Below are 13113 nucleotides of genomic sequence, written 5' to 3' on the forward strand. Positions count from 1 at the left end.
CTTCCCGGGCCGGTGGTTAGACGTCGTCTACCGTAAAACTTTCGCCGCAGCCGCATTCGCCGGTGGCGTTGGGGTTGCGGAACTTGAAAAGGCTGTTGACGCCTTCGGTGACGTAGTCGATGACCAGGCCGTTGAGCATGGGGAGCCATTTTTCCGGTACGTAGAGGTTTACGCCGTCGATTTCAAACAGCTTGTCGCCGTCCTTGGGTTCTTCCACGAAGTCCAGGGTGTACATGAACCCGGAGCAGCCGGACTCGTCCAGATCCAGGCGAATACCGGCGGCATTGGCCCGCTGGATTTCACGCAGGGCCTGTTGGTTGGCTGCCTCGGTCAGGTTGAGGGTGACCTGGCCGGGTTGGAATGTCTGAACGGTCATGTGTTACCTACCTTGCATGAAACGCCCGACGCTGAACGCCCGACGCTTGACGCGAAAAAGCCGGATCAGGTGTGCCTGGTGTCACAGGAAGGTTTTGACCTTCTCAAGACCTTCGAACAGGCGATCCACCTCTTCCAGCGTATTATAAATCGAGAATGAGGCCCTGACAGTACCGGGAATACCCAAAGTATCCATCAATGGCATGGTGCAGTGGTGGCCGGTGCGAACGGCGATGCCCTGCTTGTCCAGCAACATGCCCACATCGGCCGGGTGGCCACCGTCCAGCAAAAAGGACAGTACACTCACTTTACTGGTGGCGGTGCCGATGATTTTCAAGCCGTCGCAGGCTTGGGCGCGCTCGGTGGCGCGGGCCAGTAAGGCGTCTTCGTGGACGGCCAGGGCCGGGCGATCCTGCTGGTTCAGCCACTCAATGGCGGCGGCCAGGCCGATGGCGCCGGCGATGTTGGGGGTGCCGGCTTCGAATTTGTAAGGCAGCTGGTTCCAGGTGCTTGCTTCGAAGCTGACCGTTTCAATCATTTCCCCGCCGGTCTGGTAGGGCGGCATGGCTTCCAGCAGTGCGCGGCGGCCATAGAGCACGCCGATACCGGTGGGGCCAAATAGCTTATGCCCGGAGAAGGCGTAGAAATCCACGTCCAGATCCTGCACGTCCACCGGGAAGTGGGCCACGGCCTGGGCGCCGTCGATCAAGGTGATAGCGCCGGCGGCTTTCGCCCGGGCCACCATCTCTTTCACCGGGTTCAGCGTGCCCAGCGCATTGCTGGCATGGCCAATGGCGAAAATTTTGGTTTTCTCACTGAGTAGTTGGACGAAGGCGTCCTGATCCAGGCTGCAGTCGTCACGCAGCGGAATCACTTTCAGTGTGGCGCCGGTGGCGGCGCAGGCCTGCTGCCAGGGGACGATGTTGGCGTGGTGCTCGCTGGTGCCGATCAGCACTTCATCGCCGGGCTGCAGGCGCTCACGGGCCACGCACTGGGCCACCATGTTGATGGACTCGGTGGTGCCCTTGGTCCACAGGATTTCTTCGCGGCTGGCGTTGAGGAAGTGCGCTACCGTTTCGCGGGCACCTTCGAACTGGCCGGTGGCTTCGTCGCTCAGGTAATGAGCGCCACGGTGCACGTTGGAATTCACCGTGCGGTAGTAGTTATCCAGCGCTTCCAGCACCGCCACCGGTTTCTGGGTGGTGGCGCCATTGTCCAGATAGACCAGCGGCTTGCCGTTCACCTGTTGATCGAGAATCGGAAATTGTGCGCGCAGGGCCTGGATATCCATCACGCGGCAGACTCTCCCGCCGGCGTGGTGTGAGCCAGCTCGGCTTCCAGCCAGGGGGTGGCCCATTCGGCCACTTTCTCGTGGGGCAGGGTCATCAGCAGCTCGTTGACGAAGCCCAGGCTCAGCATGCGCTTGGCTTCGGCGGCCGGAATGCCGCGCGATTGCAGGTAGAACTGCTGCATGGCATCAAGCTGGCCGACGGTGGTGCCGTGGGCACACTTTACGTCGTCGTTGTAGATTTCCAGCTCCGGCTTGGTGTTGATTTCGGCGCCGGGATTGAGCAGCAGGTTCTTGTTGGACAGCTCGGCATTGGTGCCGCTGGCACCGGGGTGAATATGGATGCGGCCGTTGAACACTGCCTTGCCACTTTCGCCGGCCAGGCCTTTGAAGTTCTGGTCCGATTCACAGTTGGGCACCGAGTGCTCTACGCACAGCTGGTTGTCCACGTGGGTCTTGTCGCGCACCACGAAGATGCCTTTCATGTTCAGTTCGGCGCCGCTTTTGCTGACCAGGGCGCGCACGTCGTTACGACGCAGGCGGTTGCCGGTCATCAACTGGTAGCTGTCGACCTTGCTGAGGCCTTGCTGATCGATGATCAGGGTGCCGATATGCAGGGTTGAGGCCTGTTCGCCCTGCAGCCGATAGTGAGTCAGCTGAGCGTTATCGGCGGTGACCAGGGCGGTGACCGCATTGGTCAACGCCTCGCCTTGCCCATGGTAATGCTCGATCACGGCGGCTTCGGCGCCCTGATTCAATACCACCACCAGGCGCGGATTGCAGTGCGCCGGGGCATCGCTGGCAGACTGGATCTGCACATGGATGGGCTGCTCGATACGGGTGTTGGCGGCCACGGTGAGTACTACCGGCTGGCTGGCAACGGCGCTGTTGTAGAACGCAAACGGGGTCTGCAGGCCGTTGATGGCAGGGCCATCGTGGGACAGGGTTACGCCATCGGGCAGGTTGTGGCTGACCAGCTGGCCGTTGTTGATCGTCACCACATGCTCAGACAGGGCGGGCAGCGGTTGGCTGATTTCGCCGTCGGCGATGGCATTGAGATGGCCATCGGCCAGTGCCTGCAAAGAGGTGTACTTCCAGCGCTCGGTTTTGCGCTCCGGGAAGCTGGCTGCTTCCAGGGCGGCCAGAGCATCGCCTTCGCTGCCGCTACGCTGTGCGTTGGCCAGCGCCTGAGTTTTCAGTTCCTGCGCCAGGGAGGAGGCAGAGAGACTCATGCGGACTCCTCTTCTCCGGTCAACCAGCCGTAGCCTTTCTCTTCCAGCTCGTGGGCCAGTTCCTTGCCGCCGGATTTGATGATCTGGCCGTTAGACAGCACGTGCACGAAGTCCGGCACGATGTAGTCCAGCAGGCGTTGATAGTGGGTCACCAGCACGATGCCGCGCTCCGGGCTGCGCAGGGAGTTGACGCCCTTGGCCACGGTTTGGAGGGCGTCGATGTCGAGGCCGGAGTCGGTTTCATCGAGCAGCGCCAGCTTCGGTTCCATCAGCAGCATCTGCATGATTTCGTTGCGCTTTTTCTCGCCGCCGGAGAAGCCTTCGTTAACGCCGCGCTTGAGGAAGCTGGCATCCAGATTGACTTGCTTGCACGCTGCGCGGGCTTGGCGGAGCAGGGTGACCGAATCCCACTCTTCCTTGCCCTGGGCGCCGCGCACGGATTCCAAAGCCGCTTTGAGAAATTCCATGTTGGAGACGCCGGGGATTTCCACCGGGTACTGGAAGGCCAGAAACAGGCCGGCCTGGGCGCGTTCTTCCGGTTCCAGGTCCGCCAGGCTGCTGCCTTCGAAAAGGGCTTCGCCGCCGGTGATTGCGTAATTGTCACGACCCGCCAGTACGTTGGCCAGAGTGGATTTGCCGGAGCCATTGGGGCCCATGATGGCGTGCACCTCGCCCGGTTTAACGGTCAGGTTCAGGCCCTTGAGAATCGGCTTGTCCGCCACGGTGGCGTGCAGATCACGAATTTCCAGCATATTTTGATGCGCCTTTCGGTTGGGCCGGGAAGCCGGCCCGAGTTAATTCAGGGTGTGGTTCGGTGGAGCGGGGGGTTAGCCCACCGCCCCTTCCAGGCTGACTTCCAGCAACTTGCCCGCTTCCACGGCAAACTCCATGGGCAGTTCCTTGAACACCTCTTTACAGAAGCCGTTCACAATCATGGAGACTGCTTTTTCCGGGTCGATACCGCGCTGGCGGCACAGGAACATCTGGTCGTCACTCACCTTGGAGGTGGTTGCCTCGTGTTCGATGGTGGCCGAGGGGTTTTTCGACTCGATGTACGGGAAGGTGTGCGCGCCGCAGGTATCGCCCAGCAGCAGGGAGTCGCACTGGGTGAAATTGCGGGCGTTTTCTGCCCGTGGGCTGATCCGTACCAGGCCGCGGTAGGTGTTGCTGCTGCGCCCGGCGGAAATGCCCTTGGAAATAATGGTGCTCTTGGTGTTCTTGCCCAGGTGGATCATCTTGGTGCCGGTGTCCGCTTGCTGCATGTGGCGGGTCAGGGCCACGGAGTAGAACTCACCAATACTGTTGTCGCCGCGCAGGATCACTGACGGGTACTTCCAGGTGATGGCGGAGCCGGTTTCCACCTGGGTCCAGCTGATCTTGCTGTTGTCGTGGGCGACGCCGCGCTTGGTTACGAAGTTGTAGATGCCGCCCTTGCCGTTTTCGTCACCGGGGTACCAGTTCTGCACGGTGGAGTATTTGATCTCGGCACCGGGCATGGCCACCAGCTCGACCACCGCCGCGTGCAGCTGGTTTTCGTCGCGCTGGGGGGCCGTGCAGCCTTCCAGGTAGCTAACGTAGCTGCCTTCGTCGGCAATGATCAGGGTGCGCTCGAACTGGCCGGTGTTGGCTTCGTTGATACGGAAGTAGGTGGACAGCTCCATGGGGCAGCGTACGCCCTTGGGGATGTACACAAAGGAACCGTCAGAGAACACCGCGCTGTTCAGGGCGGCGTAGAAGTTGTCGCCCTTGGGTACCACGGAGCCCATGTATTTCTGAATCAGCTCCGGATATTCCTGAATTGCTTCGGAAATGGAGCAGAAGATGACCCCGGCTTCCCACAGCTTCTCTTTGAAGGTGGTGAAGACGGAAGAGGAGTCGAACACCACGTCCACGGCCACGCCTGCGAGCATTTCCTGCTCGTGCAGGGGTATGCCCAGTTTTTCATAGGTAGCCAGCAGTTCCGGGTCTACCTCATCAAGGCTTTTCGGGGCGTCGTCCAGGCTCTTGGGCTTGGAATAAAAGGACACCTCGTTGACGTCGATGGGCGGGTGATGCAGGTGGGCCCAGTCCGGGGGCGTCATCTCCAGCCACTTGTGGTAGCTGTCCAGACGCCATTCCAGCATCCATTCCGGTTCGCCTTTCTTGGCGGACAGAAAACGGATGACCTCCTCGCTCAGCCCGGGGGGCAGGGTCTCGGTGTCCACCGTGGTGGTGAAACCGGCCTCGTAGTTGGAGCGAATCAGCTTGTCCAGTTCGGCTTGGCTCATAGATCAGGGCCTGCGGTTCAGGTGGTGTTGGAAATACCAGAGTAATTTAGTCGGGTATTATACGCCATTACAGGGCGCTGTCGAATAGGGGGCGAGGAAGAAAATGGGCGCCCCCGGCAACAGCAGGACATGGGCGCCTCCGACGGGGCGGCAACGGTATCATAATTCGCCCCGCTTGCGTATAATCCGCCGGTTCCAAGGGGTGGTGTCACTGGCGGCTTTGACCGGCCAGCGATCGCCCCTGTCATTGCCCCGGACAGCCCTTGCTGTTCCCGAGGACCACATTTAACGCAAATCTGGAGTGAACTGACTGATGGCTGTTGAGCGCACACTCTCTATCATCAAGCCTGATGCCGTGGCCAAGAACGTGATCGGCGAAATCGTTACCCGTTTCGAGAAGGCTGGCCTGAGCGTGGTTGCCATGAAAATGGTACACCTGAGCGACGAAAAGGCGGGCGGCTTCTACGCTGAGCACAAAGAGCGTCCTTTCTTCAAGGATCTGGTGGGCTTCATGACCAGCGGTCCTGTCGTTGTACAGGTGCTGGAAGGTGAAGATGCGGTTGCCAAAAACCGTGACCTGATGGGTGCTACCAACCCGAAAGAAGCGGAAGCTGGCACTATTCGTGCAGATTTTGCGGAAACAATCGATGCAAACGCGGTCCATGGTTCTGACTCCACCGAATCTGCCGCACGCGAACTGGCCTACTTCTTCTCTGACGAAGAACTGTGCCCGCGCGCTAGCTAATTTCAGCCTGCGTGCAATACCAACCACGGCCTTGGCCGTGGTTGGCGTTTAAAGGAAACCCGGTTTCCTATTGGAGAATGCTATGACTGCCCAACAGAAGGTGAATCTGCTCGGCCTTTCTCGCCCGCAAATGGAAGAGTTCTTCCTGACCATGGGGGAGAAAAAATTCCGTGCCCAGCAGGTGCTCAAATGGATCCACCACCACCAGGCGGATTCCTTCGAGCAAATGACCGATGTGGGTAAGGCATTGCGCCAGAAATTGTCCGAGGTGGCGGAAATCCGCGGCCCGAAGGTAACCCACGAGAGCATCAGCCGTGACGGCACCCGTAAATGGGTGTTCGAAATGGATAACGGCGGTGCCGTGGAAACCGTATTTATTCCCGATGGTCGTCGCGGCACCCTGTGTGTGTCATCCCAGGTGGGCTGTGCCGTGGATTGCAGCTTTTGCTCCACCGGCAAGCAGGGCTTTCAGCGCGACATGACCAGCGCCGAGATCATCGGGCAGGTGTGGCAGGCAAGCCGTGCCTTTGGCCCGCGCCGTAACCTGGGTCAGCACCCGATTACCAATGTGGTGATGATGGGCATGGGCGAGCCGTTGCTCAATTACGACAAGGTGCTCACGGCCATGCGGATCATGAAAGATGATCTGGGCTACGGCATTGGTAAAAAGCGCATCACCGTGTCCACCTCCGGGGTGATTCCGAAGATGAATCAGCTCAGCGAAGATCTGGATGTGTCCCTGGCAGTAAGCCTGCATGCGCCCAATGATGAGCTGCGCAACCAGTTGGTGCCGCTGAACCGCAAGTATCCGCTGAAAGACCTGATGGCGGCCTGTAAGAGCTACAGCAAGAACATCACCCACCGCCATAACACCATCACCATGGAATATGTGATGTTGCGGGATGTGAACGACAAGCCGGAACATGCACGTCAATTGGTTAAACTGCTTAACGGCATTCCCGTGAAGGTTAACCTGATTCCGTTTAACCCGTTTCCGCATGCCGGTTATGAGCGGTCACGCAAGAACGATATTTTGGAGTTCCACAAGTACCTGAATGACAATGGAGTAATGACCACGGTCAGGACAACGCGCGGCGATGACATCGATGCCGCTTGTGGTCAGTTAGTGGGGCAGGTGAAGGATCGCACCCGGCGCAGTGAGCGCTGGAAGGAATCCATTTTTCATCGCGCCGAACAAACCGATAACAACACAGCGCAGACCTAATGAGACGTTTTTTTCAGGTTATTTTTATCCTGAGTTTTGCAGGATTTTTGGCCGCCGGGTGTGTGACGGTGGACGATGGACCCAAGGTAAAAGTGGATGATGCGGTAAACAGCCGTGTGGCTGCTGGCTTGCAGTACCTGCAGCAAGGCAGCCCGTCAGAAGCGCGCCGTCATTTTTCCCGTGCACTGAGCCTGGATGATGACAGTGCCGTTGCACACAACGCCATGGCGTTGCTGTACAAGTACGAGCAGGATCCTGCCAACGAAGAATACCATTACCGCAAGGCACTGGATGCGAACCGCCATTATTCCCCGGCCCTGAATAACTACGGCACCTTGCTGTATGGCCGTGGCGAGTACAAGGAAGCGCTCAAGCATTTCAAGAAAGCCGCTAACGACCCGTCCTATGAAGGGCGCGGCAGTGCCTGGGAGAACATGGGCCGTTGTTACCAGAAACTGGGGAACGATGACGATGCACGCAATGCCTATGTGAAAGCACTGCGTCTGAATCCGCGTTCCGTTCAACCCAACCTGGAGCTGGCGCAGCTGTACTTCGATGAAGGCCGCAGCCGCCTGGCCTGGGATTATTACCAGCAATATGTGCAGCGCACCGGTCGGCAGAGTGCCCGGGCCCTGTGGCTGGGGATTCAATTGTCCAATTCATTGGGCTACCGCAACCAGCAGTCCAGCTATGAGTTGGCGCTGGATAATTTGTACCGCCGCTCTGGCGAGTACCGTCAGTGGCAGGAATGGAAAGCTGAGCAAGAAAAAGGAGCGCAGCAATGAGCGATGACATGGTGGTCTTACCCGGCGAACGTTGTCGCAAAGCCCGTGAAGCCCAGGGCATGACCCAGGCACAGGCGGCCCAGCGTTTGCACTTGTCGCTGACCTACCTGCAGAGCCTGGATGCGGACGATTACGAGCGCCTGCCGGAAGCGACTTTTGTGAAAGGCTATCTGCGCAATTATGCGCGCCTGCTCGGGTTGCCGGCAGATGAGATCGCCAACACCTTCCAGCAGATGGTTAACGACGATGTGCTGGACAAGCCGTTGCAGTTGCCGTCCATTGCGCCGCCGCCTTCGGCCTGGCGCAAGCCGGTGCTGATCGCGCTGGCGCTGGCGGTGCTGGTGGCGTTGTTGTGGGCGCTCTGGCCTGCCAGCGGCGAATTACCGGCGTTGCCGGAAAAAGCACCGGCGACAGAGCAGGGCGCTGAGCCGGAAAACATCAATGACAGTGCCGGTGGCCAGCCTGCTGAAGGCGCTGTTGGCGGTTTCGATGGCATGGGCTCCGAGAGCGCCCCGGCGGGCGCGGGGCTTGACGGCGAAGGTGTCACTGGCGACGGTATGCAGAGCGACGAGACTGATGCCAGCGCCGCCAGCGATCCCCAGACTGATGATAGCCAGGCTGAGCAGGCTGATGATGGCTCGTCCATGCTCGCAGCCAACGGTCTGGACCGCCTGCTGCTCAGTTTTACCAGCAATTGCTGGATCAAGGTCACCGATGCCACCGGGCGCACCCTGCGCCAGGGAGAGCAATCCGGTGGCGCATCCCTGATGCTGGATGGTAAAGCGCCGTTCAGCCTGACTCTCGGTAACGCCGGCGCGGTGGACGAGCTGCTGGTCAACGGCAGCGCTGTCACCTTGCCGACGGATTCCCCCGGTAAAGTTGTGCGAATCTCCGCTCCCTGATTCGCGAGGGTAGAAAACACCATGGAACCGGAAGTTAAAATCCAACGTCGTAAAACCCGCCAAGTCATGGTGGGGAATGTCCCTGTCGGTGGCGATGCCCCGATCTCCGTACAAAGCATGACCAATACCGAAACCTGTGATGTGGACGCCACCGTTGGCCAGATCCGCCGTTTGCAGGATGCCGGTGTGGATATCGTGCGGGTGTCGGTGCCCTCCATGGATGCCGCCGAGGCTTTTGGCAAAATCCGCAAGCAGGTGGATGTGCCGTTGGTGGCGGATATCCATTACGACTACAAGATTGCCTTGGCGGTGGCCGAGCAGGGCGTGGATTGCCTGCGTATCAACCCCGGCAACATTGGCCGCGAAGACCGTATCAAGGCGGTGATTCAGTGCGCCAAGGACAAGGGGTTGCCAATCCGTATCGGTGTGAACGCCGGTTCCCTGGAAAAAGAATTGCAGCGTAAATACGGCGAGCCGACCTCTGATGCATTGGTGGAATCGGCCTTGCGCCATGCGGATATTCTTGACCGTTACGATTTCCAGGATTTCAAGGTCAGCGTGAAAGCCTCCAATGTGTTCATGACCTTGCAGGCCTATCGCAAACTGTCCTCACAACTGGAACAGCCGCTGCATCTGGGGGTCACCGAAGCGGGGACGTTCCGTTCCGGCACAGTGAAATCTGCAGTGGCACTGGGTTCGCTGCTGATGGAAGGTATTGGCGACACGATCCGTGTGTCCCTGGCCGCAGATCCAGTGGAAGAAGTGCGAGTAGGCTTTGATATTCTGAAAAGCCTGAACCTGCGCAAGAAAGGCGTGAACATTATTGCCTGCCCCAGCTGCTCACGGCAGAACTTCGATGTGATCAAGACCGTGAACGAGCTGGAAGCGCGGCTGGAAGATATCAACGAATCCGTTGATCTGGCGGTGATCGGTTGTCTGGTGAATGGCCCGGGCGAGGCCCGTGAAGTGGATGTGGGGCTCACCGGCGGCACGCCCAATAATCTGGCCTACCGTGACGGTGAAAAAAGCCATCACATTACCGCTGACGATCTGGTCGACGAGCTTGAGCGAATGGTGCGCGCCAAGGTCAAGAAGCAGCGCGAAGACGAAGAGAGGGGCATTATTGCCCGTAGTGAATAGACGGCGCGGGATCTTGGTCGGGCGTGGGTTAGCGTCCGGTGCTAGGCGTCCAGCGTTCTGCGTTTTTTAAGGAATTTTCGTGAGCAAGAAAATCACCTCCATCCGCGGGATGAACGATATCCTGCCGGAACAGACGGGGCTGTGGCAGTGGCTGGAAGCAAAAGTGGGGGCCGTGCTGGCCAGCTACGGCTACCAGGAAATCCGCATGCCCATCGTGGAGCAGACCGATCTGTTCAAGCGCAGCATCGGTGAAGTGACCGATATCGTCGAAAAGGAAATGTACACCTTCGACGACCGTAACGGTGACAGCCTGACCCTGCGCCCGGAAGGCACGGCCAGCTGTGTGCGTGCCTGCGAGCAGCATGGGTTGCTGTACAACCAGACCCAGCGGTTGTGGTACACCGGGCCCATGTTCCGTCACGAGCGGCCCCAGGCAGGCCGGTATCGCCAGTTTCACCAGATTGGGGTGGAAACCTTCGGCATGTCCGGCCCGGATATTGATGCTGAAGTCATCCTGCTCACGGCACGTCTGTGGAAAGCCCTGGGCCTGGCCGACAAGGTCACGCTGGAGCTGAACTCCCTGGGTGACAGTGCGGACCGGGCGCGCTATCGCGATGCGCTGGTGGATTATCTGAAAACACACTTTGACGCACTGGATGGGGACTCGCAGAAACGTCTGGAGCGCAGCCCGCTGCGCGTGCTGGACAGCAAGGACCCGGGGACCCGCGAGGTACTCAAGGATGCGCCACAGCTGGCCGATTACCTGAATGACGAGGCTGTCGCCCATTTTGAAGGGCTGAAAGCCTTGCTCGATGCCAGTGGCATTGCTTATAAAGTGAACCCGTATCTGGTGCGTGGGCTGGATTATTACGGCAAGACCGTTTTCGAGTGGGTCACCGACGCCCTGGGCGCCCAGGGCACCGTCTGTGCCGGCGGTCGCTACGACGGGCTGGTGGAGCAGCTGGGTGGCAAGCCGACCCCGGCAGTGGGCTTCGCCATGGGGGTCGAGCGGCTGATTTTGCTTATCGAGCAGGAAAAGCCGGAACTGTCGGCGCCGGTGGACGTCTATGTGATGGCCATGGGGGACGTATTGGCATCAACCATGGCATTGTCCGAACAGCTTCGCGATGCCTTGCCCGGCCGTGCAATCCAGTTGCACTGCGGTGGTGGCAGCTTCAAAAGCCAGATGAAAAAAGCCGATCGCAGCGGTGCCGCGGTGGCCTTGATTATCGGCGAGGATGAACTGGCCAGTAACAGTGTTATGGTCAAACCCCTGCGCGGCCAGGCCGAGCAGCAGCAAGTATCCCGGGATCAGGTTGCCAGTGAGCTGGTAGCGCTCCTGGCGGACAATTAATAAGAAAGGAGAGCAGGGTGGCAGATTACATGCGCGATGAAGACGAACAGGCGGAGCTGCTTAAAGAGTGGTGGCAGAAGAACGGCACCGCCGCGATTATTACCGTGGTGCTGGCCGTGGCAGCCCTGATTGGCTGGCGTGAGTGGCAAGGCCATCAAGGGGAGCAGTCCTCCGAAGCGTCCAAGCAGTATCAGGTGATGGTGGAAGCGCTGACCGCGCAGCAAGTGGATGAAGCCGCCGTCAACAAACAGGCGGAAGCCCTGAAAGACGACTTCCCCGGCAGTGCCTATGCGGGCTATGCCACCTTGGCCCAGGCACGCCTGGCGGTACAGGCGGGCGAGTACGATAAAGCCGCGTCCCTGCTGCAAGATGTGGCTGACAACGGCGCCACCGATGCGCTGACTTACACGGCACGCCTGCGCCTGGTGCGTGTGCTGCTGCAGCAGCAGGCCTACGATAAAGCCGCCGCCGAGCTGGATCACAGCTTCCCGGCTGCCTTTAACGGCATGGCTCTGGAGCTGCGTGGCGACCTGGCAAAAGCCCGTGACGACCAGCAGGCCGCCACAGAGGCCTATACCCAGGCGCTGGAAACCCTGCAGGACAACGGTGAAAAAGACCGTGTGCAGATGAAACTGGATGACCTGAAGAGCTAAATGAAATATTTCCTTCTCCCCCTCGTACTGGCCAGCATGCTGCTGGCCGGTTGTAGCTCCAACCCAAATGCCATTGAGCCCAATGACCTGCCGGATTTTGATGCCAGCTACAAGGTAAAACGGCTCTGGAAAGAAGGTGTTGGCGACGGGGTGGAAGACAGCCAGCTGACCCTGCGCCCGGCCGTTACCCAGCAACAGGTATTTGCCGGTGATGTGTTCGGTGAGGTGTATGCCATCAGCCGTGACAAGGGCAAGCGCCAGTGGCGGGTGAAAACTGAAGATCGTATCGGCGGCGGTTTTTACGCCGGTTATGGCATGGTGCTCTACGGCACCCGTGAAGGGATGGCCGTGGCCCTGTCCATGGAAAGTGGCGAAGAGCTGTGGCGTACCCAGCTTTCCGGTGAAGCGCTGGCGATTCCCAACAGCAACGGCACCATCGCCGTATTCCAGACCCAGGATGGCCATGTAACGGCGCTGGACGCCAATACGGGTGATCAGGTGTGGGATTATGAAACCCCGGTGCCCACCCTAACCCTGCGTGGCCTGGCCCAGCCTGCCATTGCGGATGGGCGTGTGTATGCCGGTTTTGCCAATGCCAAGCTGGCGGCCCTGGACGCTGAGACTGGCGTGCCCGCCTGGGAGCAGCGCATTGCCGAACCGACCGGCCGCTCCGAGCTGGATCGTCTTACCGATGTGGATGGCAACATGATCGTGGAAGGTGGCGGGGTTTTCGCCGTGGCTTTCCAGGGCAAGCTGGGCGTGGCGGACCAGATCAATGGTCGTCAGTACTGGGGCAAGGAAATGTCCAGTGCCCAGGTGATCAGTGCCAGCGGTGGCCGCTTGTTTGTGGCGGATGATGTTGGTGTGGTGCGCTCTGTGGACCAGCGCACCGGTAGCGTGCTCTGGCAGCAGGACAAGCTGTACGGCCGCCGACTGACCGGCACTGCCGTGCAGGGCGACCTGATGGTGGTGGGTGACTTTGAAGGCTACCTGCACTGGATGGATGCGGATGACGGCACCCTGGTGGCGCGCAAGCGACACGATGGTGACGGCTTTGCGGGCACCCCGGTCAGCTATGAAGACACCCTTTATGTGTTGAGTTACGACGGCAAACTGGCGGCCTACACGGTGCGCCCCAAATAACCGG

13 protein-coding genes are annotated in these 13113 nt (G+C 59.6%); 8 read left to right on the forward strand and 5 right to left on the reverse strand.

Annotated elements, in window-relative coordinates:
• Positions 1-16 precede the first annotated feature (16 nt).
• From F1529_RS05880 to sufB, 5 genes are all read right to left on the reverse strand, one after another.
• A complete protein-coding gene (locus F1529_RS05880) occupies positions 17-376 on the reverse strand; it encodes an iron-sulfur cluster assembly accessory protein (protein ID WP_155132969.1) in 360 nt (119 codons plus the stop codon).
• A gap of 81 nt (positions 377-457) precedes the next feature.
• Positions 458-1666, reverse strand: coding sequence for an aminotransferase class V-fold PLP-dependent enzyme (locus F1529_RS05885; RefSeq protein ID WP_155137063.1), 1209 nt, complete (start codon positions 1664-1666; stop codon positions 458-460).
• A complete protein-coding gene (sufD, locus tag F1529_RS05890) occupies positions 1666-2895 on the reverse strand; it encodes a Fe-S cluster assembly protein SufD (RefSeq protein ID WP_155132972.1) in 1230 nt (409 codons plus the stop codon). The genes F1529_RS05885 and sufD overlap by 1 nt, the downstream gene beginning before the upstream one ends.
• The gene (gene sufC, locus F1529_RS05895; RefSeq protein WP_155132975.1) at positions 2892-3647 is read right to left on the reverse strand and encodes a Fe-S cluster assembly ATPase SufC; all 756 of its coding nucleotides are present in this window, start codon (positions 3645-3647) and stop codon (positions 2892-2894) included. The genes sufD and sufC overlap by 4 nt, the downstream gene beginning before the upstream one ends.
• A 75-nt stretch (positions 3648-3722) precedes the next feature.
• Positions 3723-5162: a Fe-S cluster assembly protein SufB gene (gene sufB, locus F1529_RS05900; protein WP_007148491.1), complete on the reverse strand. Its 1440-nt coding sequence runs from the start codon at positions 5160-5162 to the stop codon at positions 3723-3725.
• 313 nt (positions 5163-5475) lie between these two features.
• Between sufB and ndk the strand changes: the two genes are divergently transcribed.
• The 8 genes from ndk to bamB all read left to right on the forward strand — a co-directional run bounded on the left by ndk (position 5476) and on the right by bamB (position 13109).
• Positions 5476-5907 carry a nucleoside-diphosphate kinase gene (gene ndk, locus F1529_RS05905; RefSeq protein WP_007148916.1) on the forward strand — a complete coding sequence of 144 codons (432 nt, stop codon included), beginning with the start codon at positions 5476-5478 and terminating at the stop codon, positions 5905-5907.
• An 82-nt stretch (positions 5908-5989) separates the two neighbouring features.
• On the forward strand, positions 5990-7132 hold the full coding sequence (rlmN, locus tag F1529_RS05910) for a 23S rRNA (adenine(2503)-C(2))-methyltransferase RlmN (protein ID WP_007148979.1): 1143 nt from the start codon (positions 5990-5992) through the stop codon (positions 7130-7132).
• Positions 7132-7917: a type IV pilus biogenesis/stability protein PilW gene (gene pilW, locus F1529_RS05915; RefSeq protein ID WP_155132978.1), complete on the forward strand. Its 786-nt coding sequence runs from the start codon at positions 7132-7134 to the stop codon at positions 7915-7917. The genes rlmN and pilW overlap by 1 nt, the downstream gene beginning before the upstream one ends.
• Entirely contained in the window at positions 7914-8819 is a 906-nt protein-coding gene (locus F1529_RS05920) for a RodZ domain-containing protein (protein WP_155132981.1), read from the forward strand. The genes pilW and F1529_RS05920 overlap by 4 nt, the downstream gene beginning before the upstream one ends.
• A gap of 21 nt (positions 8820-8840) precedes the next feature.
• The gene (gene ispG / locus F1529_RS05925) at positions 8841-9959 is read left to right on the forward strand and encodes a flavodoxin-dependent (E)-4-hydroxy-3-methylbut-2-enyl-diphosphate synthase (RefSeq protein WP_007149726.1); all 1119 of its coding nucleotides are present in this window, start codon (positions 8841-8843) and stop codon (positions 9957-9959) included.
• Between the two features lie 79 nt (positions 9960-10038).
• Positions 10039-11313, forward strand: a complete 1275-nt coding sequence (hisS, locus tag F1529_RS05930) for a histidine--tRNA ligase (RefSeq protein ID WP_290518012.1) — start codon at positions 10039-10041, stop codon at positions 11311-11313.
• A gap of 17 nt (positions 11314-11330) precedes the next feature.
• A complete protein-coding gene (locus F1529_RS05935; RefSeq protein WP_290518013.1) occupies positions 11331-11966 on the forward strand; it encodes a tetratricopeptide repeat protein in 636 nt (211 codons plus the stop codon).
• Complete coding sequence (bamB, locus tag F1529_RS05940) at positions 11967-13109, forward strand: outer membrane protein assembly factor BamB (protein WP_155132984.1); 1143 nt, start codon at positions 11967-11969, stop codon at positions 13107-13109. It abuts the gene before it with no gap.
• Positions 13110-13113 lie beyond the last annotated feature (4 nt).

The organism is Alcanivorax sp. VBW004, assembly GCF_009718865.1.
Taxonomy (GTDB): Bacteria; Pseudomonadota; Gammaproteobacteria; order Pseudomonadales; family Alcanivoracaceae; genus Alcanivorax.